Raw genomic sequence first — 25,426 nt, 5'->3', positions numbered from 1 at the left:
CAAAAGCCGCAGCCGAGCTAACGCTCATCCTGTTGAGTGGTGAGGAGCAGAAGCGATCTGCTCTCGCTTTTCTGTGGGAGCGAGCCTGCTCGCGAAGGCGGCCTGACAGCCGACCTGTTTTCCGCAGGTGTACTCAATCCAACTGTAGGAGTGAGCCTGCTCGCGAAGGCGGCCTGACAGCCGACCTGTTTTCCGCAGGTGTACTCAATCCAACTGTAGGAGTGAGCCTGCTCGCGAAGGCGGCCTGACAGCCGACCTGTTTTCCGCAGGTGTACTCAATCCAACTGTAGGAGTGAGCCTGCTCGCGAAAGCGGCCCGACAGCCGACCTGTTTTCCGCAGGTGTACTCAATCCAACTGTAGGAGCGAGCCTGCTCGCGAAGGCGACCCGACAGCCGACCTGTTTTCCGCAGGTGTACCCCATCCAACTGTGGGAGCGAGCCTGCTCGCGAAGGCGGCCCGACAGCCGACCTGTTTTCCGCAGGTGTACCCCATCCAACTGTGGGAGCGAGCCTGCTCGCGAAGGCGGCCCGACAGCCGACCTGTTTTCCGCAGGTGTACCCCATCCAACTGTAGGAGCGAGCCTGCTCGCGAAGGCGGCCCGACAGCCGACCTGTTTTCCGCAGGTGTACCCCATCCAACTGTAGGAGCGAGCCTGCTCGCGAAAGCGGCCTGACAGCCGACCTGTTTTCCGCAGGTGTACTCAATCCAACTGTGGGAGCGAGCCTGCTCGCGAAGGCGGCCTGACAGCCGACCTGTTTTCCGCAGGTGTACTCAATCCAACTGTAGGAGCGAGCCTGCTCGCGAAGGCGGCCCGACAGCCGACCTGTTTTCCGCAGGTGTACCCCATCCAACTGTAGGAGCGAGCCTGCTCGCGAAAGCGGCCTGACAGCCGACCTGTTTTCTGCAGATGTACTCAATCCAACTGTGGGAGCGAGCCTGCTCGCGAAGGCGGCCTGACAGCCGACCAGTCTCTAGCTGACGACCATAGCCCGCTCTGCCTCCGCCACTTCCTACATTTTTTTCAGAAACCTCCGATATTGAGTCTGGGTGCCGCGAGTGCTGTACTCAAGCCTCTGCTTTTCCAGAGTCCTTGAGTCCGCCTTGATGAAAAAGCCTCCACCCTTGAAGGGCCGATCCGACCCGGTGTTTGACTTATTGGTGCGCCCGCCCCACAAACATCGTCTGGCTGATTATCTTGCGCTGCTCAAGCCGCTCGATGATCAAGGTCGTTATCTGCCATTTGAAGCGTTGCGTTATCGCTGGGCGTCGGGTCTGGATGCCAGGCTGTGCTGGGCGTTGGTCAAGAAGGCGCGGGCGGCCCAGTACATTAACCTTCTGCCACTGGGCGAGCCGGCGCAGTGGGGCAAGTATCTGTTGACGCCGCTGGCACAGAAAACCATCTCCATCGTCGATCGGCAGGCCAGTACGGCCGCGCTGGAATACATGACCAGCCAGATCGGCGAGCGGGCGCATTTCAGTTATCTGCTCAATGACTTGATCGAAGACGAGGCCATCGCCAGTAGTCAGCTGGAGGGCGCGGCGACTACCACGCGCGTGGCCAAGGACATGCTCAAGCGGCAGCGTCTGCCCCGTACTCCGGATGAGCGCATGGTGTTGGGTAATTACCGGATGATGAATTTTGCCTGGGAGATGCGTTACCAACCCATGAGCGTGGAGTTGATTGCGGCGATTCATCGGGTGGGTGTCGAGGGTATCGATGACGAGCAGTATTCCCCCGGGGTGTTCAGGATCAATGACGAAGTGGTCGTTCAGGACGGGGCGGGCAACACGGTGCACCGGCCGCCACCTGCAGCAGGATTGGTGTCGCGGCTTGAGCGACTGTCGCACTGGATCAATCTGCCCGAAGGCTCACCGCAAGAGACGAGCTACCTGCATCCACTGATCAAGGCAATCACGCTGCATTTTGCTTTGGGCTACGAACATCCCTTTCGCGACGGCAACGGGCGGGTCGCCAGGGCGTTGTTTTACTGGTTCATGTTCAAGAACGAGTTTGCGGGGTTTCGCTACGTAGCGATCAGTTTGTTACTGCGTAATGCGCCGGTGAAATACGGACGTTCATACCTGCATACCGAGGCGGATGAGCTGGATCTGACGTACTTCATCGAATTCCAGTGCTCGGTGATCCAGCGAGCGGTGCTCGGGTTTACCGATGTTTACCGCAAGAGCGTGGGGTGCACCGAAGAGTTCGAGCGCAGGCTGAAGAATTGCGGCTTCTTTGATCAACTCACGGAAAAACAACGCGCGTTGTACGAGGTGGCCAAAAACGGAGTGGCGAAGGAGTTCACCGCGAGCAATGTGGCTGAGAATTTTGCTTGCTCGTATAGCGAGGCGATGTCGGCACTGGATGGATTAGACGAGTTACAGGTTTTTGAACGAAGGAAGATGGGACGGGAGTGGGTGTTCTTTTTACGTAACCCTGTCGGTGGATGGAAGCACGGGAGCGAATTCCTTCGCCCCCATGTTGTGACGGCTTAAAGCGTGCCGAACACCTTCTTCGCCAGACTGGTCGCCGCAGCAGCCGGGTTCTGGCGGATGGTTTCTTCCTGTTTGCCGATCATTTCGAACAGGCCATTCAGCGCCTGCTCGGTCACGTAGTTTTCAACGTTGGCGCTCTTCGCATCGACAACGCCAAACGCAGCGGCCTGACCCGCGAACGAGTTGTACTTCTGCGCCACGCCAACCTTGTCGGTCGCTTGCTTGACGATCGGCAGGAACTTGGCGCGGATCTGTTCGCGGCTGGATTTGTCGAGGTATTGCGTGGCCGAATCCTTGCCGCCGCTGAGGATGCCTTTGGCGTCTTCCACGCTCATTTTCTTCACGGCGTCGACGAGGATTGGCTGGGCCTGGGTCACCGCGGATTCGGCAGCCTTGTTCATCGCGGTTTCCAGTTCTTCAACCTGAGCGCCCATGCCGAAGGCTTTCATCTTGCTCGCGGCTTTGCCGAGTTTGCCCGGCAGTTCGATTTTTACGTCGGGGTTGTTGCTGAAACCGCCGGGGGTGCCCAGTTGCTTTACAGCGATTTGCGCGCCTTGGGTCAGGGCATCCTTGAGGCCGCCGGTGGCGTCCTTTTGTGACAGGTCACTGAGCGACAGGGCCAGCGCGCTGGCGGAGATCATCAGGCCTGCGCACAGGCCAGCGAAGCGAAGGGTAGGGCGGAGCATGGCGGCTTCCTTGTTGCGGAAAAGGGCTGCGGAAAATGGATTAACGAACGGCGTCGACGCGGATTTTCAGCGGCTGCGGATCGTTGCCGTCGAGTTGCACGGCGTGGTTTTCGGTGGTGATGAACATCAACTCACCGTTGACTTCAATGCGCGCGCTGACCGAGTAACGGTGGCCCGGTTTGACTTGGGCCGGATCGTAGCTCAAGTGGAAGGGCAGCGGCACCTGGCCTTTGACCGGGCCTTTTTGCTCGTCCAATACGACGGCTGGCGCGTCGGCTAGCGAGACGTCTTGCAGGCTGACGCTGAGGGTCGCGCTCGGTGGCAGGGCGATGCGCTGCAGGTAGAACACTTCACCGTCGAGGCCGACCTTGCCGGCAGGTGTGGTCGATTGGCAGGCGCTCAACAGTGTGGCGGCGGCGAGCAGGGTGAGTTTTTTCATCGGGAATTCTCCTATCAGTGTGGGAGCGACGGTGCGACGATTCGACCTGCTCGCGAAAGCGGTATTTCAGTCACTGAGATGTCGACTGACACTCTACCTTCGCGAGCAAGCTCACTCCCACCAGGTTTGCATCAGGTCTCGGGTTGGGCGACGACCTGATCGGCAGCATCTTCACTGCGATGCAGTGCAACTTGGCGGATCGACAAACGAATCTCCGCCGGCAACACGCGTTTGGCCGCGCCTTCGGCGAGTTCGCCGAGCAGTTCGTGGTAACTCAGCTTGCCGGCCTCGTCGCGACGCAGCACGTCGAGGTCGAGCATCGTCTGGATGAAGTGACGGAACAGACTCTTGTCGAAGAACTCCGGCGCATTCAGGCCGTGGAGGATCGACAGGCGCTGAGCCATGACCGTACAGAGGTCTTCCAGCTCTTCGGCGCTGATGCTGTTCTGGCCGCTGTTGAGCAGCAAGGACACGGTCATGTAGAAGCGCTGCAAGGTCTGGGCGATGCTCTTCGACAGCAGCGTCAGCAGGACGAAATGCCGCGAACTTGGCGCCGGACGCAGGTACACATCCTTCTCGAAACGCAGCAGGCCTTGCTCGACGAACGCTTCGAGCCACTGATCAACCACACCGTCCAACTCATCCAGCGTCCAGCGAATGAACAGCTCCGATTGCAGGTACGGATACAGCGCGCGGGTGTAGCGCAGGATCTGTTCGCGGCTCATGCGCGACGCGCTCTGGAAGAAGCTCGCCAGCAGCGCTGGCAACGCGAAGATGTGCAACACGTTGTTGCGGTAGTAGGTCATCAGGACGGCGTTCTGCTCGTCCAGATAGAGAATCTTGCCCAGCGCATCGTTCTGCTCGGCGAGCAGGTCCATGTCTTTCACATGCTCGATCAGCGCCCGGCCATCGCCTTCCGGCAAGGTGGTGTGCGGCGAGTACGGGACTTTGCGCAGCAGCGCCAGATACAGATCCAGCACCCGCGCCATGGCGCGATCATCCAGCGCCAGACGCGTGGTCGACAGCAGCGCCAGCGCCACTAGATTTACCGGGTTGATCGCCGCCGCTTCGTTCAAATGCTGCGCGACTTTCTCGCCGAGGCGATTGGTGGTTTCGTTGAGCCACGCCGGTTTGTACTGCGGGCCGAGTTCCTGCTGGCGCCAGTCCGGTTGCTCGGCGTCGAGGAATTCCGCCAGTTTGATTGGCTCACCGAAGTTCACTGCGACCTGACCGAAACGCTGCTTGAGCGCACCGATGACTTTGAAAATATCAAAGATCGATTCTTTCTTCTTGCTCGCGCCGCGCAGTTCGCCGAGGTAGGTGCGACCTTCCAGCACGCGCTCGTAACCGATGTACACCGGCACAAACACGATCGGCATGCGCGACGAACGCAGGAAGCTGCGCATCGTGATCGCGAGCATGCCGGTTTTCGGTTGCAGCATGCGCCCGGTGCGCGAGCGGCCACCCTCGACGAAGTACTCGACCGGGAAGCCTTTGGTGAACAGGGTGTGCAGGTATTCGTTGAACACCGAGGTGTACAGAGGATTGCCCTTGAACGTGCGGCGCATGAAGAACGCGCCGCCACGACGCAGCAGGCTGCCGATCACCGGCATGTTCAGGTTGATCCCGGCGGCGATGTGCGGCGGGGTCAGGCCGTTGCGGAACAGCAGATACGACAGCAGCAGGTAGTCGATGTGGCTGCGGTGGCATGGCACGTAGATCACTTCGTGACCCTGCGCGACTTTCTGCACGCCTTCGATGTGGTTGACCTTGATGCCGTCGTAAATCTTGTTCCAGAACCAGCTCAGCACCACTTCAAGGAAGCGGATCGCGGTGTAGGTGTAGTCCGACGCGATTTCGTTGCCGTAACGCAGGGCCTGCGCCTTGGCTTTCTCCGGCGAGATGTTTTCGCGCTCGGCTTCGTCGAGGATCGCTTGCTTGACCAACGGCTGGTTGAGCAGGCCTTTGACCAGGTTACGGCGGTGGGAAATGTCCGGGCCGATGACCGCGGCTTTGAGGTTGCGGAAGTGCACGCGCAGAATGCGCTGGGCCATGCGCACGGTGCGTTCGTGGCCCTTGTTGTGCTCGATCAGTTCACGCAGGTGGATCGGCGCGGAGAACTGCACGCGGGTTTTACGCCCCAGGACGATGATGCTCAGTAGCCGACGCAGACGTCCGGTAACGGCCCAGCTGTCGGCGAACAGCAGCTTCCACGGACTGTTTTCGCTGTCCGGCGACTGCCCCCAGAACACGCTGACCGGGATGATTTGCGCATCTTCGGCAGCATTCTGGGTGAGGGCGCTGACCAGACGGGTCAGGGTCGGCGGCGCACCGCGTTTGTCCTGGCGGCCGAGCCAGTCCGGATCCGGCGTCAGGTAGAAAAACGCTGCCGGCTCGATCAGCGAACCCACCGACACCGGCAGCACCGGACGCGGCAGGCCGGCCTTGGTGCACTCGGTGTCGAGCACGGCCAGATCGGTCAGCGAAGGGTTTTGCAGGACGTAGAACACCGGACGACTGCGGTCGAGGTTGAGGGTGAACGACGACTGGTTGATCGTCTCCGAGCGGACCCAGAGGTACAACAGTCGGCGCAGGGTGCCAAACACAAGACGGCGGAACGGGGAACGGGTCATACGGCTTCTGCATGAGTGGATAAAACCGAGCGTTTGCTCGGGAGGGCGATAGTGTGCCGGATTCACTGAAAATCGGCAAAAAAGCGGCGAAGTAATCTCCTGTTGAGACTTTTCGCACCTGTCATATACTCGGCGGTCTGTCGCCGGGGCCCTTTTATGGACGTCGGACGCAGGCTGACGTTCCTCTAAGGCTTTCCTGCGAAAAGCCTGTTCAATAATAAAAAAGGAGTATGAACAGATGGCAACACGTGAAACCGGCAACGTGAAGTGGTTCAACGACGCCAAGGGCTACGGCTTTATCCAGCGCGAAGACGGGGTGGACGTGTTCGTGCACTACCGCGCGATTCGTGGCGAAGGGCATCGGTCGCTGACCGAAGGCCAGCAGGTTGAATACGCGGTGATTACTGGCGAGAAGGGTTTGCAGGCTGAGGACGTTGTAGGCCTGTAACACAAACCTCAAGAACGCCAAAAACCATTGTAGGAGTGAGCCTGCTCGCGATTGCGCTGAATCAGTCAACATTGATATCGACTGGCACACCGCAATCGCGAGCAGGCTCACTCCTACATGGGATCGGTGTTTAGGCGGTTTTCCAGGTGATTTCTTCTTCACCGTCTTCGCTGATACGCATCCAGCGATCCGCTGTCTCTTCGCCTTCTTCTTCAACCCACGTGCCCGGCGCGCAACGCACTTCCACGTTCAGTGCAGCAAACGCTGCTCGGGCGCAGGCGATGTCGTCGTCCCATGGGGTCTGGTCGCTTTCCAGAAAAAGGCTGTTCCATTTGCCCACGGCTTTCGGCAGCCAGGTCACCGGCACGTTGCCGGCCTTGCACTTGTAAGTCTGGCCTTTCTGTACCCAGTCGCTGCACGGGCCCAGCGCGGCGCCCAGCCAGGCCGAAATGGCCTTGTGGTCGACGTCGGCGTCTTTCAGGTAAATCTCGATATCCGGTTGGCGCATGGATGTCCTCACTGCGGGTCTGAAAAATCCATTCGCGGATTTAGCCGGCCCCGGGCGTTTGCCCGGAACCAAAAGTTATTGAAGAACGAAATAATCGTAGCGCATCGACACGGTGGTCTCGAACGGCTCGGCCTGTTCGATCACCGCCGCGCGACGCTCGGCACTGGCGCGCCAGCCGTGGGGTGTCATCGCCAACAGGTTGGCGCGATCCTCGGGCTTGTCCAGCGTTAGCTTGAATTCCAGGGTTTCACTGTGCGCCAGCGCCATGCCTTGCGGCACCAGGGCCAGATGCTTGTCGTCGGTGTACTCGCGCACTTCGTCATAAAGGCGTTCGCGCAGTTCCATCAGGTGGCCGCTGGTCGGGCCGACTTTCATCAGGCCACCGCCGACACTGAGCAAACGCTTGGCTTCTTCCCAATCCAGTGGACTGAAAACGCTGGCGAGAAACTGGCAACTGCCCGACGCCAACGGCACACGGGCCATGCTGGCGATCAACCAGCTAATCGCCGGGTTGCGCTTGCAGGCGCGTTTGACCGCCTCGCGGGAAATATCCAGCGCGTAGCCATCAGCGTTCGGCAAGGCCTCGGCAATCTGCGCGGTGTAGTAACCCTCGCCACAACCGATGTCGACCCAGCGATCCGGCGCATAACTCGCCGCCAGTTCGGCCAGACGCTTGGCCACCGGCGCGTAATGCCCGGCATTCAGAAAGTCCCGGCGCGCCTCGACCATGGCCTGGTTGTCGCCAGGGTCGCGGCTGTTCTTGTGCTGCACCGGCAGCAGGTTCAGGTAACCCTGGCGCGCACGGTCGAAGCGGTGGCCGGCGGGGCAGACCACGCCATTGTCCACCGCATTCAGCGGTTCATTGCAGATGGGGCAAGCGAGCATCAGGCGAGCAACTTGATCAGGGTCTGGTAGTAGATCTCGGTCAGTACGTCGAGATCCGCCGCCAGCACGCGTTCGTTGACCTGGTGAATGGTCGCGTTGACCGGGCCCAGTTCAACAACCTGCGTGCCCATGGTCGCGATGAAACGGCCATCGGAAGTACCACCGCTGGTCGACGCTTTGGTCTCACGGCCGGTGATGTCCTTGATGCTCGCCGACACCGCGTCGAGCAGCGCACCCGGTTCGGTGAGGAACGGCAGGCCGGACAGCGCCCAGTCGATGTGCCAGTCCAGATCGTGCTTGTCGAGAATGTCAGCCACGCGTTTCTGCAGGCCTTCAACGGTCGACTCGGTGGAGAAACGGAAGTTGAACACCGCCACCAGATCACCCGGAATCACGTTGGTCGCGCCGGTGCCGGAGTTGACGTTGGAAATCTGGAAGCTGGTCGGCGGGAAGAAATCGTTACCGTGATCCCAATGCTCGGCGGCCAGTTCGGCCAGCGCCGGAGCGGCGAGGTGGATCGGGTTCTTCGCCAAGTGTGGATAGGCGACGTGGCCCTGAATGCCTTTGACGGTGAGCTTGGCGCCCAACGAACCGCGACGGCCGTTCTTCACCACGTCGCCGACCAATGTGGTGCTCGACGGTTCGCCGACGATGCACCAGTCCAGACGCTCGTTACGCGCGGCCAAACGCTCGACCACCGCTTTAGTGCCGTGGTGCGCCGGGCCTTCTTCATCGCTGGTGATCAGGAACGCGACCTTGCCCTTGTGGTTCGGGTAATCGGCGACGAAACGCTCAGCGGCGACGGTCATCGACGCCAGGCTGCCTTTCATGTCTGCCGCGCCACGGCCGCAGAGCATGCCGTGTTCGTCGATCAGTGCGTTGAACGGGTCGATCTGCCATGCGGTGACCGGACCGGTCGGCACCACGTCGGTGTGGCCGGCGAAGCACAGCACGGGGCCGTCGTTGTTGCCGTGGGTCGCCCAGAAGTTATCCACATCTTCGATGCGCATCGGCTCGAGAGTAAAACCGGCATCGCCCAGGCGCTGCATCATCTGCTTCTGGCAATCGGCGTCGACCGGCGTCACGGACGGACGGCGGATCAGGTCGATGGCGAGTTGGAGGGTCGGCGAAAGGTCGGCGTGGGCCGTCATGGAAAACTCCGGGGTCATGAATTTGAGCGAGGGCCAATGTGGGAGCGAGCCTGCTCGCGAATGCGGTGTATCAGGCAACATAAGGGTTGAATGTTACAAAGCCTTCGCGAGCAAGCTCGCTCCCACAGGGATTGGGTTCGGTCGGTTACACCGCGTATCACGCCAAGCCCCGCAAAATGGCGGTTATCTTAAAGCAAAACGGCGACCATTGGCCGCCGTTTAGTGCATCGATGAGGATTTAGACGACCGGCGCCGGCTCAGGCGCAGCGGCCGGTTTCGGCAACGACGACAGGAACGCCATGATCAGCGCCGCCAGATACGGCAGCGACTGCACCAGCAACATCACCACCCAGAAACGCATGTCGTTGCTTGGCATGCCATTGACCAGGAAGATCCCCAGCGCCGCGCCCCACAACAGCAGCATGATGAACAGCTCTTCGCGCGCTTCGGAAATCGCCACCCAGAAGCCGTGGTTATCGGCGTTTTTCGGCGTGCGGAAGAACGGAATGCTGCTGGTGAAGAAACCGTACAGCACCGCTTTGGCGATGGTGTGCGACAACGCCAGCCCGGCCAGTGCCGCGCAGAATGCATCCTTCAGGTTCACGCCGACCGCGCGACGGTAGAGGAAGATGATCTTGCCGACCTTGAACACGAACAGCGCCAGTGGCGGGATTGCGAAGATCAGCAGCGGCGGATCGACCCGTTGCGGCACGATGATCATTGCCGCCGACCACAACAGCGCACCGACGGTGAAGAAGATATTCATGCCGTCCGCGACCCACGGCAACCAGCCCGCGAGGAAATGATAACGCTGGCCACGGGTCAGCTCGGTGTCCTTGCCGCGCAACAGGCTGCCGGTGTGGCGTTTGATGATCTGAATCGCGCCGTAGGCCCAACGGAAACGCTGTTTCTTGAAGTCGATAAACGTATCCGGCATCAGGCCCTTGCCGTAGCTGTCGTGGTAATACGCCGCCGACAGGCCTTTTTCGAACACGCGCAGACCGAGTTCGGCATCTTCACAGATGCACCAGTCGGCCCAACCCAATTCTTCCAGCACCGAACGACGGGTCATGGTCATGGTGCCGTGCTGAATGATCGCGTCACGGTCGTTACGGGTGACCATGCCGATGTGGAAGAAACCTTTGTATTCGGCGTAGCAGAGCTTCTTGAAGGTGCTTTCGTTCTGGTCGCGATAATCTTGCGGCGATTGCACCACAGCGATTTTCGGGTCGGCGAAGTGCGGCACCATGTGCTTGAGCCAGTTCGGATGCACGCAGTAATCGGAGTCGATCACGGCGATCACTTCGGCATCTTTGGCGGTGTGCGGGATCAGGTAGTTCAGCGCACCACCCTTGAAACCGGCCAGCGGCGAGACGTGAAAGAACTTGAAGCGCGGGCCGAGGGTTTCGCAGTAATCGCGCACCGGCTCCCATACCGCCGGATCCTTGGTGTTGTTGTCGATGATCAGGACTTCGTAGTCCGGATAATCGAGCGCTGCCAGTGCGTCGAGGGTCTGTTTGACCATCTCCGGCGGCTCGTTGTAGCACGGCACGTGGATCGAGACTTTCGGGCGATAGCTGGAGTCGCCCTCGACCGGCAGGAATTCACGCCGACGTTTGTGAATCCACACCGCCTCGGCCAGCTCATGCGCCTCCGTCAGCAAGACGATAAACACCCCGAGCGCGCCGAGCGCCAAGAGGAACCCGACCGTCAGACTGAACCACGTGCTGTATTGCAGGCTGTAGTCGTAACCGATCCATACCAGCACCGAACCGCAGAGGAAGGCGATAAAGGTCAGGAAGATCCGCCCGCGCTGACGCAGGGCCGAGCCGTCGATCATCAGCAAGGTCAGCGACAACAGCGCCAGCACCACCGAACCGATCGCCAGCACGCGCCATTGCGGGATCGCGACCACCGGGCCTTCGAAGTTGAATTTCTGCTGGCGCGCGGCGTTGAACACGCCCCAATAGGCGCCGACCGAACCTTCGTCGCTGGCCTTCCACGGCTGGTCAAACGCTTCGATCACGAAGTAGTTGAAGCCTTGGCGATTGAGCTTGTTGACCAGGGTACGCAGGTAAATCGCTTGATCCGCCGGCGACGCATCGGCGCCACCGCGCATGCGACCGTTGCTCGGCCAGCCGACCTCGGAGAGCAGCAGCGGTTTTTTCGGGAACATCTTTTTCAGGTCGCGGGCACGGTCGAACACGAACTGCCCGGCCTTGTCGACCGGGATGAACTCCCAGTACGGCAGAACGTGGGCGGCGATCAGGTCAACGTGCTTCGCCAGCTCTGGATGTTCTTCCCAGACGTGCCATTGCTCGGAGGTGGTCACCGGCACTTTCACCGCAGCGCGCACGCGATCAAGCAATACGCTCAGCTCTTGGGCGGTGATTTCCTTGCGGAAGATCGCTTCGTTACCGACCACCACGCGCACCACACTGCGTGAGGTATTGGCCAGTTCGATCGCGCGGGTGATTTCCCGTTCGTTGCGTTCCTGGTCGGGGCTGATCCAGATCCCCAGGGTCACGCGCAGGCCGAACTCTTCAGCCAGTTTCGGGATGTCTTGCAGCGAACCGTCGACCGAGTAGATGCGGATGTTGTCCGTCAACTTGCTCATGATCTCCAGATCGCGGCGCATTTCGTCGTCAGATGGATACTGATCTTTCTGCGGATATTGTCCCTGCTGGAACGGCGAATAGGAGAAACCGGAGATCTGCTCCGGCCAGTTCGGCGCGGAAACCGGGCGATTGATCAGCGCCCAGAAACCGGTGAACAGGGCAGCGATTGCCAGAACCACCACCAGGTTGAGTCCAAATTTACGCGATGACATAGCTATTTCGGGTTCCAAAGGCTGTGGAACGGAGGATCGGTCGGCTAGACGCCCGAGGGGCGCGCATCCTACACCGGCAGTTCGCAAGTCGTACATCAGACAGGGAAATGCCCGACATTGGGCAGCCGACTTTGACTTAAGTTCTTACACTTGTAGCTCGAAGCTTAAAACTTGTCGCTGTGTAGCCCTATAATGCGCGCCGGTTTTTGGGGTAATGGTCATGAGTACAGAAGATCCGCGGTTTGCAGGCATTGCCCGTTTGTATGGCATCGAGGGCTTGGCGCGCCTGCGCGCGGCCCATGTGGCGATCGTCGGCGTCGGTGGCGTCGGTTCCTGGGCGGCGGAAGCCATGGCCCGTTGTGGCGTCGGCGAGATTTCGCTGTTCGACCTCGATGACGTCTGCGTCAGTAACGCCAACCGTCAGTTGCACGCGCTGGACAGCACCGTCGGCAAGCCCAAGGTCGAAGTGATGGCCGAGCGTCTGCGCGGGATCAACCCGGATTGCACCGTGCACGCGGTGGCGGATTTCGTTACTCGCGACACCATGGCCGAATACATCACGCCGAATATTGATTGCGTGATCGACTGCATCGACGCGGTCAACGCCAAGGCTGCGCTGATCGCCTGGTGCAAGCGCCGCAAGATCCAGATCATCACCACTGGCGGTGCGGGCGGGCAGATTGATCCAACGTTGATTCAGGTGTGCGATCTAAACCGCACCTTCAACGATCCATTGGCGTCGAAAGTGCGCTCGACGCTGCGGCGCGATTATGGCTTCTCGCGCACCGTGACCCGCCATTACAGCGTGCCGTGTGTGTTTTCCACGGAACAACTGCGTTATCCGAAGCCGGATGGCAGCATTTGCTTGCAGAAGAGTTTTGTCGGCGATGGCGTGAAACTGGACTGTGCCGGCGGGTTTGGTGCGGTGATGATGGTTACGGCGACGTTTGGCATGGTCGCGGCGACCAAGGCTGTGGACAAGATTGTCGCCGGTGTTCGGCGCCCGGCTGACCGAGTCAAACCTCAGATTTGATGGTGGGGCTTATGGCCTTATCGCGAGCAGGCTCACTCCTACAGGGGAACGCATTCCAATTGTAGGAGTGAGCCTGCTCGCGATGGCTGCGAAGCAGCCGCTTTAAAGCGCCAACTCATTCATTCGCTGGAGCACGGCATTCAGGCCATTGCTGCGCGATGGCGATAGCTGGCGCGACAGGCCGAGCTGATTAAACCAATCCGGCAAATCGATTTGCTTTAAATCAGCCACCGACAAACCGTTAACCCGCAACAGCAACAACGCCACCAACCCACGAATCATCCGCGCATCGCTGCTGGCGCTGAATTGCCAGTGACCGTCGTGCAACGATCCCACCAGCCACACCTGACTTTCACAGCCATGCACCCGGTTGGCCTCGCACTTATCCGCATCACCAAGCGGCGGCAGACGATCACCAAACTGCATCAACAACCGCGCCCGCTGTTCCCAGCCGGCCGCGCTCTGAAAGATCTGCAACGCCTCTGCCGCTTCGATCGGCAAACTCATCGCAACAACTCCAGCGCCTGATCCAGCGCTTCAAAGAAGCGTTCCAGATCTTCCGAGTCGTTGTACAGCGCCAGCGACACACGAATCGCTCCGGCCAGTTCAAAGCTTTTCAGCAATGGCATGGCGCAGTGGTGCCCGGCGCGCACGGCAATACCTTGCTCAGTCAGCAAGTGCGCCAAATCAGCGTTATGCACACCTTCAACGACAAAACTCGCCAGCGCCAGTTGTGGATTGCCGAGCAAGCGAATGCCATTACGCGCCCCGAGTCCACGCAGCAAATAGTCATGCAGCGCGGCTTCATGGGCAGACACCGCGTCCTGATCCAGACCCGCCAGATAATCCAGCGTCGCGCCGAGGCCGATCACACTGGCAATTGGCGGCGTGCCCGCTTCAAAACCCAGTGGCGCCGGGCGAAAGCGCGCGTCGTGATAATTGGCTTCCAGCACCATCTCACCGCCGAACTGCCAGGGCTTCAACTGCTCAAGTGCTGCATTGCGCCCGAATAGCACGCCGAGGCCATCCGGGCCATACAGCTTGTGACTGGAAAACACATAAAAGTCGCAACCCAGCGCCTGCACGTCATGCCGACCATGAACCACGCCCTGCGCGCCATCGACCACGGTCAGCGCGCTCTGCGCCTTGGCCATGCCCAGCAACGCCGGCAATGGCTGCCATGCACCGAGCACGTTGGACAGCTGACTGACCGCCAGCAAGCGCGTGCGCGGGCCGATCAGGTGCACAGCGGCAGCAAGGTCGATCAGACCGTCGGCATCCAGCGGCAGGATCACCAGCTTCAGATTGCGCCGTTGCGCCAGTTGCTGCCACGGCAGCAGGTTGGCGTGATGCTCCAGGGCGCTGATGACAATTTCATCGCCCGGGTGGAAAAGATGTTCGAGGCCATAGGCCAGGAGATTCAGCGCACTGGTGGCGCCGTGGGTAAAGACGATCTGCCCGCTGTCACCGGCATTCAGCCACTGGGCGACCTTCAGCCGACTGTCTTCGAACGCCTGCGTCGCGTGAGCGCCGGGCAGGTGTTGCGCGCGATGCACATTGGCCGCGCCATTGGCGTAGTAATGCGTCAGCGCGTCGAGCAGGGCTTGGGGTTTTTGCGTGGTGGCAGCGTTGTCCAGATAAGTCTGGTCTTGCCGTTGCAGCGCGGCGATGGCCGGGAAATCGGCGCGCCACGGGGAGGGAATCATCACGGTCTTTAGCCCTGGTGAAGAGGGGCGGGATGTACGCCAAATCCTGTAGGAGTGAGCCTGCTCGCGATGGCGTCCGTGAGGGCGCTAAAAGCATCGCGAGCAGGCTCACTCCTACAATGGATTATCCAAGCACTTAGTTGTGAGCGTGCAGCGCTTCGTTCAGTTCGATCGCCGACTTGTGAGTTTTGCACTCCACAGCACCGGTTTCCGAATTGCGACGGAACAGCAGGTCAGTCTGACCAGCCAATTCACGCGCTTTCACAACCTTGACCAGGTTGTTGTTTTCGTCGAGCAGCGCCACCTTGGTACCGGCGGTCACGTACAGGCCCGACTCAACGGTGTTGCGGTCGCCTAACGGGATACCGATACCGGCGTTGGCGCCGATCAGGCAGCCTTCGCCGACCTTGATCACGATGTTGCCGCCGCCCGACAGGGTGCCCATGGTCGAGCAGCCGCCGCCCAGGTCCGAGCCCTTGCCGACGAACACGCCAGCCGACACGCGGCCTTCGATCATGCCCGGGCCTTCGGTGCCAGCGTTGAAATTGATGAAGCCTTCGTGCATGACGGTGGTGCCTTCACCGACGTAAGCGCCCAGACGCAGACGCGCGGCGTCAGCGATACGCACGCCGGCCGGAACCACGTAGTCGGTCATTTTCGGGAACTTGTCCACCGAGAACACTTCCAGCAGCTCGCCACGCAGACGGGCTTCCAGTTGCATTTCCGCCAGTTCGCTCAGGTCAACAGCACCTTGGCTGGTCCAGGCAACGTTTGGCAGCAGCGGGAAGATCCCGGCCAGGCTCACGCCGTGCGGCTTGACCAGACGGTGCGACAGCAGGTGCAGCTTGAGGTAGGCCTCAGGCGTCGAGGTCAACTGTGCGTCTTCGGCCAGCAAAGTGGCGACCAGCGGCTTGTGGCTTTCAGCCAGACGGGTCAGCAGCTTGCCTTGCACGGCGTCGATGCTTTTCACGGCTTCGGCCAGTTGCGCAGCCTGAGCGGTGGTGAAGGTGATGGCCTGGTTGCCTTCGGTGTAACCGAGGATCGGCGCAACCGCCGCGACCAGCGCGGCCGATGGATTGAGCAGTGGCTGTGCGTAGAACACTTCCAGCCACGCGCCTTGACGGTTTTGAGTGCCGACACCAAAGGCGATGCTGAACAGGGAATTGGACATGTAAATACACCTCTACAAAGAGTGACGGGCTGCTTACTTCAGAGCGGCCGCGTAGATATCTGGCTTGAAGCCAATCAGGGTTCGGTCACCGAGATCGAGCACCGGGCGCTTGATCATCGAGGGTTGAGCGAGCATCAGTTCGATGGCTTTCGACTGGTCGAGATCGGCTTTGCGTTCGTCGTCGAGTTTGCGAAAGGTCGTGCCTGCGCGGTTCAACACCGTTTGCCAGCCATGTTCGTCACACCATTGGGTCAGGTGTTCACGGTCGATGCCGGCGGTTTTGTAATCGTGAAAGTCGTAACTGACAGCGTGTTCATCGAGCCAGGTGCGCGCCTTCTTCATGGTGTCGCAGGCTTTGATGCCGAAAAGGCGCAACGTTTTACTTGAAACGGTCAAGGAATCGCCCCCTTTACAGGTGCTAGAGAAAAAAGGTGTCGGATTATGCCATGACCCTTCGGTGAATACGCAAAACCTGTGGGAGCGAGCCTGCTAGCGAAGGCGCCATATCAGGCGACATCGATATTGAATGATCCACCGTATTCGCGAGCAGGCTCGCTCCCACATGGGGACTGCGTTCCAGCAGTGCGACATAGGTGCAACGGTCAGATTCATCCTAAGCGGCTAATATGGCAGTTCAACGCTGTCGATTGTCTGAGATTTCCGCTTTATGCAAACCGCTTACACCGTCCTGATCCTGCTGATGCTGGTCAGCGTCTCGCGGCTGGTCGGACGGGTCATCCCGTTGCCACTGCCGCTGGTACAAATCGCCGCTGGCGCCTTGCTCGCCTGGCCGACCCTCGGTCTGCATGTGGCCCTCGATCCCGAATTGTTCCTGTTTCTGTTCCTGCCGCCCCTGCTGTTTTCCGATGGCTGGCGCATGCCCAAGCGCGAGTTCTGGCACCTGCGCGGGCCGATCCTGACGCTGGCGGTGGGGCTGGTGCTGTTCACCGTGGTCGGCGCTGGGTACTTCATTCATTGGTTGTTGCCGTCCATTCCTCTGCCGGTGGCATTTGCCTTGGCGGCGGTGTTGTCGCCTACGGATGCCGTGGCGGTGTCGGCCATTTCGCAAAACCGTTTGCCGACCCCGCTGATGCATATATTGCAGGGCGAGGCGCTGATGAACGATGCCTCGGGTCTGGTGACCTTCAAGTTCGCCCTGGTAGCGGCCATCACGGGCGTTTTCTCGCTGACCAACGCCAGCCTGACCTTTGTCGTGGTGGCGCTCGGCGGGTTGGCGGTCGGTGTGGCCTTGAGCTGGCTGGTCGGGCGCTTGCGGGCGTGGATGATCGCCCGTGGCTGGGATGACCCGGCTACCCATGTGGTGTTCATGTTGCTGTTGCCGTTCGCGGCCTATGTGCTGGCGGAACGACTTGGTGTGTCGGGCATTCTCTCGGCCGTGGCGGCGGGGATGATGCAGAGTTGGCTAGATCTGCTGCCTCGGCAGACCAGCACTCGACTGCTTAATCGCAGCGTCTGGTCGCTGCTGGAGTTCGCATTCAACGGCTTGATCTTCCTCCTGCTTGGCCTGCAATTGCCGGACATCATCAAAGCTGTGGTCAGCCATGAACCGACGCTCTGGCCAACGTTGTTCTATCGCTGCCTCGATGTCGTGGCGATATTCTTCGCGCTGGTGTTACTGCGGTTTATCTGGGTGCAAAGCATCTGGCGATTATCTGTGCTGCTGCGCCGTTTGCGTGGCAAGGGCGAGCTGACGCAAGTCCCGACCGCGCGCTCCTGCTGGTTGCTGACCGTCGGCGGTGTGCGCGGTGCGGTGACGCTGGCCGGTGTGATGTCAGTACCGATGTTGATGGGGGCGGACGCGTTTCCCGAGCGTGATCTGCTGATTTTCATCGCTGCCGGAGTGATTCTGCTGTCGCTGGTTTCGGCTTGTATCGCGCTGCCTCTGCTGTTGCGCGGCATCGAAAAAAGCCCGGACGACAAGCGGCGCCAGGAAGTGCGTGATGCCTGGCGCAAAACCGCAGAAGCGGCGATTCATGCGCTGGAGACCGAGGAAACCACCCCGCAGGACGCCGCTCAGGCTGCGCTGTCGGCCGAGTTGAAGGCGCGGATCATGTCCGAGTATCGCCATCAGCTCGATGTCTTCAACGACTCCGCCGAAGCGCAGGCCTTGGCGTTCCAGATGGATCTGCTCGAGCGTCGCATGCGCCTGAAAGCGCTCAGGGCACAGCGCCTGGAACTGTATAGCCTCAGTCGACATCACCAGATCGGTGATGACGTCCTCAGAGAAGTGTTGGCCGATCTGGATCTGAGTGAGGCCAATCTGGGGAAGGTCAAATAACTCATCAAGAGCCCGCACAGGATTCCTTGTGCGGGCTCTTGATGATTACTTCTGGCGAGTGATGAAGGCGCGAATCCGTTCGGCGGCTTCGACACATTCGGCCAGCGGCGCAACCAGCGCCATGCGCACACGGCCAGCGCCCGGGTTGACGCCATCGACGTCGCGGGACAGATAAGAACCCGGCACCACGGTCACGTGCTCCTGCTCGAACAGATCGTGGCAGAACGCGGCGTCATCACCTTGCACGCTCGGCCACAGATAGAAGCTGCCGTCCGGACGCTGCACGTCCATCACCGGGCTAAGGATTTCCAGCACCGCATCGAATTTCTCGCGATACAGCGCACGGTTGGCGCGCACATGCACTTCGTCATTCCACGCCGCCACGCTGGCCAGTTGCGTTTGTACCGGCATCGCGCAGCCGTGGTAGGTGCGATACAGCAGGAAGCCTTTGAGGATGTCGGCATCACCGGCGACGAAACCGGAACGCAGGCCCGGCAGGTTGGAGCGCTTGGACAGGCTGTGGAACACCACGCAGCGTTTGAAATCCTTGCGGCCCAGTTCGACGCAAGCAGTCAGCAGGCCCGGCGGCGGGGTTTGCTCATCGAAGTACAGTTCGCTGTAGCACTCGTCGGCGGCGATCACGAAATCGTACTCGTCGGCCAAAGCGATCAGCTTTTTCAGGGTATCGACCGGGATCAGTGCGCCGGTCGGGTTGCCTGGCGAGCAGAGGAAGAGGATCTGGCAGCGTTTCCAGATGTCTGGCGAAACGGCATCGAAATCCGGATTGAAGCCATTTTCGTCGAGGCATGGCAGGTAGTGCGGCTTGGCCCCGGCGAGGAACGCGGCGCCCTCGTAGATCTGGTAGAACGGGTTCGGGCTGACCACCAGTGCGTCGTCGCCACGGTTGACCACGGTCTGGGTGAACGCGAACAGCGCTTCACGGGTGCCATTGACCGGCAGCACGTTGCGCGCCGGATCGATCCAGCCGCTTGGCACGCCGAAACGACGCTCGCACCAACCGCCAATCGCCTCACGCAGTGCCGGGATGCCGAGGGTGGTCGGGTATACGGCCATCTGATCCAGACTGTTCGCCAGGGCTTCGGCGACGAAGCTTGGCGAACGGTGTTTCGGCTCGCCGATCGACAGGGCGATCGGGCGTTTGTCCGGGTTCGGCGTCACGCTGCCGAGCAGAGCGCGGAGCTTTTCGAACGGGTACGGCTGGAGCTGGTTCAGAGCGTTGTTCATTGGGGCTGGGTCTCTCGCAAAGCCATTTGAATCCGGGGCGCCATCAAATACTGATGCGCGACAGTTTGATATCGGGTTCCTGATTGACGCTCAGTTGCTCAACGATCGCATCCTGCAAACGGCTGCACAGCAACGGGTCGGACAACGGTTGGTTGTGGGCGTCGGTGATGAAGAACACGTCTTCCACCCGCTCGCCGAGGGTCGCAATCTTGGCGTTCTGCAGCGACAGGTCGAATTCGAGGAAAATCCCGCCGATCCGCGCCAGCAGGCCCGGCCGATCGGGCGCGGTCAATTCCAGCACGGTCACCGGACGCTGGGCATCGTTGTGAATGGTGACCTGTGGCGCAAAGGCGAAATGCTTGAGCTGGCGCGGCACCCGGCGCTGGATGATCGTCGGGTAATCGTCGGGATTGCGCAGGGCCTCGGTCAGGCCTTCGCGGATCTGTTTGACCCGCGTCGGGTTGTCGCCGATGGACTCGCCCTCGTTGTCGAGCACGATGTAGGTGTCGAGGGTGAACTGGCTGCTCGAGGTGATGACCCGGGCGTCGTGAATGTTCAGGTTGAGCTGATCCATCGCCGCCACGGTCACCGCGAAGAAGTCGTGCTGGTCCGGTGCATAAATGAAGATCTGCGTGCCGCCCTCGAACTCGCGCTGGGTGGTTTCCTTGATCAGCACCAGCGGTCCGCCATCGACCGGCTGCTGGAGGATCGCGTCGCTGTGCCAGGCCACGTCACCGGCGGTGTGGCGCAGGAAATAGTCATCGCCCAACTGCGCCCACAACTGCTCGACATCGTCCGGATCGGTGCCGCCGCGCACCAGAATATCCAGTGCGGCGCTTTGGGTCTGGCGGATCTGCTCTTCGCGATCCACCGGGTTTTCCAGGCCGCGACGCAAGGCACGTTTGGTCTCGGTGTAGAGCTGGCGCAACAGGCTGGCGCGCCACGAGTTCCACAGCGTCGGGTTGGTCGCGTTGATGTCGGCCACGGTCAGCACGTAGAGATAGTCGAGACGGGTTTCATCGCCGACAGCCAGGGCAAAGTCGTGGATCACTTGCGGGTCGGACAAGTCCTTGCGCTGGGCGGTGGTCGACATCACCAGATGGTTCTGCACCAGCCAGACGATCAGGCGGCTGTCCCACACCGGCAACTGATGGCGCTGGCAGAACGCTTCGGCATCGACCGCGCCGATCTCCGAGTGATCGCCATGCCGGCCCTTGCCGATGTCGTGGTACAGGCCGGCCATGTAGATCAGTTCAGGCTTGGGCAGTTTGGCCATGAGCTTGGCCGCCAACGGAAATTTTTCCGAGACCTGGGTGTACTGCAATTTGCGCAGGTGCTTGATCAGGTTCAGCGTGTGCGCATCGACCGTATAAATGTGGAACAGGTCGTGCTGCATCTGCCCGACGATAAAGCCGAACTCCGGCAGATAGCGCCCGAGAATGCCGTAACGGTTCATCCGTCGCAGGTTGCGGTGAATGCCGATCTTGCACTTGAACAGCTCGATGAACAGGCTGGTGTTGCGAATATCGTTGCGGAAGTTGTCGTCGATCAGGTGACGGTGCTCGCGCAGCAGACGAATGGTGTCGGCGCGCACGCCTTTGATTTCCGGCTGCTGCGCCATCAGCACGAAGATCTCGAGCATGGCGAACGGCGTGCGGCGGAACACGTTGTCGTTGCGTGCCTCGATATAGCCGTCATGCAGTTGGAAGCGCGAGTTGATCGGCTGTGGCGGCGCTTCGTCTTCCGGCGCGAGGATGACTTCCTCGAAGTGCTGGATGATCAGGTCGCTGAGCTGGGCGATGCTCATGACCACGCGGAAATACTGCTGCATGAAGTTTTCGACGGCCTGTTTGGCGTCGTCACCTTCAAACCCGAGCAGCCCGGCGATGGTGCGTTGATGATCGAACAGCAAGCGGTCTTCGGAGCGACCGGCGAGCATGTGCAGGGCGTAGCGCACTTTCCAGAGGAATTCCTGGGAGGAGGCGAGCAACGCGTTTTCACTCTCGACCAGGAAACCTTCGCCAGCGAGTGCGCGCAAGTTAAGGGTGCCGTACTGACGTCGGGCCACCCACAGAATCGTCTGAATATCCCGCAGGCCGCCGGGCGAGCCTTTGACGTTGGGTTCCAGGTTGTATTCGGTGTCGTTGTATTTGTGGTGGCGGGCCTTCTGTTCGGCGCGCTTGGCCAGGAAGAACTCCTTGGCCGGCCACATGTGTGCGGTGCTGGTAACGTCGAGCATGCGCTGACGCAGGCGCTCGGGGCCGCAGATGGTGCGGCTTTCCATCAGGTTGGTGACCACGGTCAGGTCAGCGCGGGCTTCTTCGGCACATTCATCGACCGAGCGTACGCTTTGACCGACTTCCAGGCCGATATCCCACAGCAGCGTCAGAAAGCGCTCGATGGAGTCGCGGAAAACTTCGTGATCGGCGCTGTCCAGCAGGATCAGCAAATCGATGTCGGAATACGGGTGCAGTTCACCGCGACCATAACCGCCGACCGCGACCAGCGCGATGTCGGCGTCTTCGCTCCAGTTGAACTGCTCCCAGGCCTTTTGCAGGATGTTGTCGACGAACCAGGCGCGATCTTCGATCAGGCGGCGAATGTCGCGACCCTGGCGAAAGCGCGTGTCGAGGACCTCGCGAGCCTGGCGGATCGCCTTCTTGAACGCCGCGATAGGACTCGCTTTGAGGGCCAGTTCAGCCTGGAACTGGCCGCGGTCGAAGAGTTCGGGATCCACCTGCGGCATCGATTGGCTTTCCTTCTATAAGGCTGGGAGCGTTGTCTGGATCAGGCCGAGATGCGCGGGATGGTGTCGTCGGCGCGCAGGGTGAAGATCTCGTAGCCGGTGTCGGTCACCAGCAGGGTGTGTTCCCACTGCGCCGAGAGCTTGCGGTCCTTGGTGATCGCGGTCCAGCCATCGCCCAATACTTTGGTGTCGGCCTTGCCCTGGTTGATCATCGGCTCGATAGTGAAGGTCATCCCGGCCTTCAGTTCCATGCCAGTGCCGGCGCGGCCGTAGTGGAGGATCTGCGGCTCTTCGTGGAAAACCTTGCCGATGCCGTGACCGCAGAACTCGCGAACCACCGAGAAACCGTTCTTCTCGGCGTGCTTCTGGATCACTTCACCGATGTCGCCGAGGCGGCAGCCGGGTTTGACGATCTCGATCGCCTTGTACATGCATTCCTGGGTGATCTGCGACAGGCGTTCGGCCCAGACCGGTACTTCGCCGACGTGGAACATGCGGCTGGTGTCGCCGTGGTAACCGTCCTTGATCACGGTGACGTCGATGTTCAGGGTGTCGCCGTTTTTCAGCGGCTTGTCATTCGGAATGCCATGGCAGACCACGTGGTTGATCGAGGTGCAGATCGACTTCGGGTAGCCCTTGTAGTTGAGCGGGGCGGGGATGGCTTGCTGCACATTGACGATGTAGTCGTGGCAGATCTGGTTCAGCTCATCGGTGGTCACGCCTGGTTTGACATGTTCGGCAATCATTTCCAGCACATCGGCGGCCAGTTTGCCGGCGACGCGCATGCCAGCGATGTCCTCGGGAGTTTTGAGGTTGACGGTCATACAGGCTCTCTCTGCGCTCGGCGGCGCTTGCTGATACGGATAGGGTGGCCGGTGTTCGATCGGCGACCCTGAAAAACGCGATTCTAACAGACGCACGGCGCAATTCAGCGCCCGCGTGCATCGCTTCTCTCTATACAATGGTGCGTTCGGGGCGGATTCCAAGGGGGCTGCGCCCATGTCCTTGGTGCGAATACAGATTCCGGGTTCCGTTTCTGCGCACCCTGTGGTATAAAATGCGCCGCTTTCCGGGGATACCCCGAAAAGCTTAAATCCACACACGTGTCGACACGATGACCTGGGTGCTTTTGGCTTTATGCCACTGGTTGGTCATTGGGATACGTGGAGGCCAAACCCGACTTATTAAGGAACTATCATGTCCCAAGTCAATATGCGCGATATGCTGAAGGCCGGTGTGCACTTCGGTCACCAAACCCGTTACTGGAATCCGAAAATGGGTAAGTACATTTTCGGCGCGCGTAACAAGATTCACATTATCAACCTTGAAAAAACCCTGCCAATGTTCAACGAAGCTCTGACTTTCGTAGAGCGTCTGGCCCAGGGCAAAAACAAGATTCTGTTCGTCGGCACCAAGCGTTCCGCTGGCAAGATCGTTGCTGAAGAAGCAGCACGTTGCGGTTCGCCGTACGTCGATCACCGCTGGTTGGGCGGCATGCTGACCAACTTCAAAACCATTCGTGCTTCCATCAAGCGTCTGCGTGACCTTGAAGTTCAAGCCGAAGACGGTACTTTCGCCAAGCTGACCAAGAAAGAAGCGCTGATGCGCTCCCGTGATCTTGAGAAGCTGGATCGTTCGCTGGGCGGCATCAAGGACATGGGCGGTCTGCCAGACGCACTGTTCGTGATCGACGTTGACCACGAGCGCATCGCGATCACCGAAGCCAACAAGCTGGGCATCCCGGTAATCGGCGTTGTCGACACCAACAGCAGCCCGGAAGGCGTTGACTACATCATCCCAGGCAACGATGACGCAATCCGCGCTATCCAGCTGTACATGGGTTCGATGGCTGACGCAGTAATCCGTGGTCGCAACAATGTTGCTGGCGGCACTGTAGAATTCGCAGCTGAAGAAACTCAGGCTGCAGCTGAGTAATTAACGCCCTGGCGTTGACTCAGTAAGCAAAAAGGGGGCTTGGCCCCCTTTTTGCCACCTCGAAAACCATTTGTTGGCGCCCACGGCACTGTTTGTAATGTGCGGCAGCTAACAGGGGTGGTTCGGGAAGAATTGAACGCCCGTTCGATCGGGTGGAATGGTTGAAAACCTATCCAAGAGGAATTTGAAAATGGCAGCAATTACTGCAGCGTTGGTTAAAGAACTGCGCGAGCGTACCGGCGAAGGCATGATGGACTGCAAGAAAGCCCTGGAAAAGGCTGACGGCGACATCGAAAAAGCCATTGATGACATGCGTGCTTCGGGCGCGATCAAGGCTGCGAAGAAGGCTGGCAACGTTGCCGCTGAAGGCGCAATCGCAATCAAGGACGACGGTAAAGCTGCCGTTATCCTGGAAGTGAACTCGCAGACCGACTTCCTGGCTCTGCAAGACGACTTCAAAAACTTCGTTGCTGCCAGCGTTGAAAAAGCTTTCGCTGACAAGCTGACCGACGCTGCTCCGCTGATCGCTTCGCAAGAAGCTGCTCGTGAAGCACTGGTTGCCAAAGTAGGCGAAAACGTCAACATCCGTCGTCTGACCCGTATCGAAGGTGACGTTGTAGGTTCGTACCTGCACGGCAACAAGATCGGTGTTGTTGTGGCTCTGAAAGGCGGTGACGTCGAGCTGGCCAAAGACATCGCGATGCACGTAGCTGCAAGCAACCCTGAGTTCCTGCTGCCTTCGCAAGTTTCGGACGAAGCGATCGAGCGTGAAAAAGCTGTGTTCCTGCAGCTGAACGAAGAGAAGATCAAAGGCAAGCCAGAAAACATTGTTGAGAACATGGTCAAAGGCCGTATCAGCAAGTTCCTGGCAGAAGCAAGCCTGGTTGAGCAGGCGTTCGTCAAGAACCCTGAAATCAAGGTTGGCGAGCTGGCCAAGAAAGGCGGCGCAGAAATCGTTTCCTTCACCTACTACAAAGTGGGCGACGGCATCGAGAAGCCAGTAGACAACTTCGCTGAAGAAGTTGCTGCTCAGCTGGCTGCCGCCAAGCAGTAAGACGGTTTTTCAACTGTCGCCGAAAGAGGCTGCCCGCTAACGCGCGCAGCCTCTTTTCAGATGGGGTTGCCAATTTTTTATTGGTTTCCACTTGGAACTGACTTACAAAGCCATGTTCCGATGGCGCTGAAGCAGCGCCAAGCTAGAGTGAACGCCAGCT

Annotated in this window: 20 protein-coding genes and 1 pseudogene; 7 read left to right on the top strand and 14 right to left on the bottom strand. The window is 59.9% G+C overall.

Annotated features, from left to right (window positions below; translation table 11 throughout):
• The first annotated feature begins 1,105 nt into the window (after positions 1–1,105).
• Entirely contained in the window at positions 1,106–2,497 is a 1,392-nt protein-coding gene (locus KBP52_RS12795; RefSeq protein WP_212622880.1) for a Fic family protein, read from the top strand.
• On the opposite strand, the gene KBP52_RS12790 is transcribed toward KBP52_RS12795, so the two are convergent.
• The 3 genes from KBP52_RS12790 to plsB form a co-directional block, all read right to left on the bottom strand.
• Complete coding sequence (locus KBP52_RS12790; protein ID WP_016985113.1) at positions 2,494–3,183, bottom strand: DUF4197 domain-containing protein; 690 nt, start codon at positions 3,181–3,183, stop codon at positions 2,494–2,496. The two genes, KBP52_RS12795 and KBP52_RS12790, sit on opposite strands and share 4 nt — an antisense overlap.
• Before the next feature lie 40 nt (positions 3,184–3,223).
• Positions 3,224–3,622, bottom strand: coding sequence for a YbaY family lipoprotein (locus KBP52_RS12785; protein WP_016985112.1), 399 nt, complete (start codon positions 3,620–3,622; stop codon positions 3,224–3,226).
• 131 nt (positions 3,623–3,753) lie between these two features.
• Positions 3,754–6,255, bottom strand: coding sequence for a glycerol-3-phosphate 1-O-acyltransferase PlsB (plsB, locus tag KBP52_RS12780; protein ID WP_212622879.1), 2,502 nt, complete (start codon positions 6,253–6,255; stop codon positions 3,754–3,756).
• A 238-nt stretch (positions 6,256–6,493) separates the two neighbouring features.
• Between plsB and KBP52_RS12775 the strand changes: the two genes are divergently transcribed.
• Positions 6,494–6,703 (top strand): cold-shock protein, encoded by a 210-nt coding sequence (locus KBP52_RS12775; protein WP_007908870.1) that lies wholly within the window; start codon positions 6,494–6,496, stop codon positions 6,701–6,703.
• 130 nt (positions 6,704–6,833) lie between these two features.
• Here KBP52_RS12775 and KBP52_RS12770 read toward each other — a convergent pair whose 3' ends face one another.
• From KBP52_RS12770 to KBP52_RS12755, 4 genes are all read right to left on the bottom strand, one after another.
• Entirely contained in the window at positions 6,834–7,211 is a 378-nt protein-coding gene (locus KBP52_RS12770; protein ID WP_212622878.1) for a hypothetical protein, read from the bottom strand.
• A gap of 75 nt (positions 7,212–7,286) precedes the next feature.
• The gene (locus tag KBP52_RS12765) at positions 7,287–8,096 is read right to left on the bottom strand and encodes a putative RNA methyltransferase (protein ID WP_064120730.1); all 810 of its coding nucleotides are present in this window, start codon (positions 8,094–8,096) and stop codon (positions 7,287–7,289) included.
• Entirely contained in the window at positions 8,096–9,247 is a 1,152-nt protein-coding gene (dapE, locus tag KBP52_RS12760) for a succinyl-diaminopimelate desuccinylase (protein ID WP_116028736.1), read from the bottom strand. The genes KBP52_RS12765 and dapE overlap by 1 nt, the downstream gene beginning before the upstream one ends.
• Before the next feature lie 238 nt (positions 9,248–9,485).
• A complete protein-coding gene (locus tag KBP52_RS12755; protein ID WP_212622877.1) occupies positions 9,486–12,077 on the bottom strand; it encodes a glycosyltransferase in 2,592 nt (863 codons plus the stop codon).
• Between the two features lie 214 nt (positions 12,078–12,291).
• Here KBP52_RS12755 and tcdA point away from each other — a divergent pair, with 214 nt between their 5' ends.
• Positions 12,292–13,110, top strand: a complete 819-nt coding sequence (gene tcdA / locus KBP52_RS12750) for a tRNA cyclic N6-threonylcarbamoyladenosine(37) synthase TcdA (protein ID WP_116028737.1) — start codon at positions 12,292–12,294, stop codon at positions 13,108–13,110.
• Positions 13,111–13,212: 102 nt separating this feature from the next.
• Here the strand turns inward: tcdA and KBP52_RS12745 are convergent, their stop codons facing one another.
• The 4 genes from KBP52_RS12745 to KBP52_RS12730 all read right to left on the bottom strand — a co-directional run bounded on the left by KBP52_RS12745 (position 13,213) and on the right by KBP52_RS12730 (position 16,383).
• On the bottom strand, positions 13,213–13,617 hold the full coding sequence (locus tag KBP52_RS12745) for a SufE family protein (RefSeq protein WP_212622876.1): 405 nt from the start codon (positions 13,615–13,617) through the stop codon (positions 13,213–13,215).
• The gene (locus KBP52_RS12740; RefSeq protein WP_212622875.1) at positions 13,614–14,819 is read right to left on the bottom strand and encodes a cysteine desulfurase; all 1,206 of its coding nucleotides are present in this window, start codon (positions 14,817–14,819) and stop codon (positions 13,614–13,616) included. Before KBP52_RS12740 ends, KBP52_RS12745 begins: the two co-directional genes overlap by 4 nt.
• Before the next feature lie 133 nt (positions 14,820–14,952).
• Positions 14,953–15,987 carry a 2,3,4,5-tetrahydropyridine-2,6-dicarboxylate N-succinyltransferase gene (gene dapD / locus KBP52_RS12735; protein ID WP_212622874.1) on the bottom strand — a complete coding sequence of 345 codons (1,035 nt, stop codon included), beginning with the start codon at positions 15,985–15,987 and terminating at the stop codon, positions 14,953–14,955.
• 33 nt (positions 15,988–16,020) lie between these two features.
• A complete protein-coding gene (locus tag KBP52_RS12730) occupies positions 16,021–16,383 on the bottom strand; it encodes an ArsC family reductase (RefSeq protein WP_116028741.1) in 363 nt (120 codons plus the stop codon).
• A gap of 78 nt (positions 16,384–16,461) precedes the next feature.
• On the opposite strand from KBP52_RS12730, the pseudogene KBP52_RS30750 reads away from it, so the two are divergent.
• Together KBP52_RS30750 and KBP52_RS12725 are read left to right on the top strand one after the other, a co-directional pair.
• Positions 16,462–16,548: pseudogene (locus KBP52_RS30750) on the top strand (metal ABC transporter ATP-binding protein); the annotation flags it as partial.
• 106 nt (positions 16,549–16,654) lie between these two features.
• Positions 16,655–18,286 carry a Na+/H+ antiporter gene (locus KBP52_RS12725; RefSeq protein WP_116028742.1) on the top strand — a complete coding sequence of 544 codons (1,632 nt, stop codon included), beginning with the start codon at positions 16,655–16,657 and terminating at the stop codon, positions 18,284–18,286.
• Positions 18,287–18,331: 45 nt separating this feature from the next.
• Here the strand turns inward: KBP52_RS12725 and dapC are convergent, their stop codons facing one another.
• Genes dapC through map form a run of 3 tightly spaced genes read right to left on the bottom strand, consistent with a single transcriptional unit; the run spans position 18,332 to position 23,101 of the window.
• On the bottom strand, positions 18,332–19,531 hold the full coding sequence (dapC, locus tag KBP52_RS12720; RefSeq protein ID WP_212622873.1) for a succinyldiaminopimelate transaminase: 1,200 nt from the start codon (positions 19,529–19,531) through the stop codon (positions 18,332–18,334).
• A gap of 43 nt (positions 19,532–19,574) precedes the next feature.
• Positions 19,575–22,277: a [protein-PII] uridylyltransferase gene (locus KBP52_RS12715; protein WP_116028744.1), complete on the bottom strand. Its 2,703-nt coding sequence runs from the start codon at positions 22,275–22,277 to the stop codon at positions 19,575–19,577.
• Between the two features lie 41 nt (positions 22,278–22,318).
• Positions 22,319–23,101 carry a type I methionyl aminopeptidase gene (gene map, locus KBP52_RS12710; RefSeq protein WP_016985097.1) on the bottom strand — a complete coding sequence of 261 codons (783 nt, stop codon included), beginning with the start codon at positions 23,099–23,101 and terminating at the stop codon, positions 22,319–22,321.
• Between the two features lie 373 nt (positions 23,102–23,474).
• On the opposite strand from map, the gene rpsB reads away from it, so the two are divergent.
• Positions 23,475–24,212, top strand: a complete 738-nt coding sequence (gene rpsB / locus KBP52_RS12705) for a 30S ribosomal protein S2 (protein WP_003222119.1) — start codon at positions 23,475–23,477, stop codon at positions 24,210–24,212.
• A 190-nt stretch (positions 24,213–24,402) separates the two neighbouring features.
• Complete coding sequence (tsf, locus tag KBP52_RS12700) at positions 24,403–25,266, top strand: translation elongation factor Ts (protein WP_077571318.1); 864 nt, start codon at positions 24,403–24,405, stop codon at positions 25,264–25,266.
• Positions 25,267–25,426: the final 160 nt, after the last annotated feature.

Source organism: Pseudomonas sp. SCA2728.1_7 (genome assembly GCF_018138145.1).
Classification (GTDB): Bacteria; Pseudomonadota; Gammaproteobacteria; order Pseudomonadales; family Pseudomonadaceae; genus Aquipseudomonas; species Aquipseudomonas koreensis_A.
Note: the sequence above shows the minus strand (reverse complement) of the source record. Positions and strands in the feature narration are given on the sequence as shown.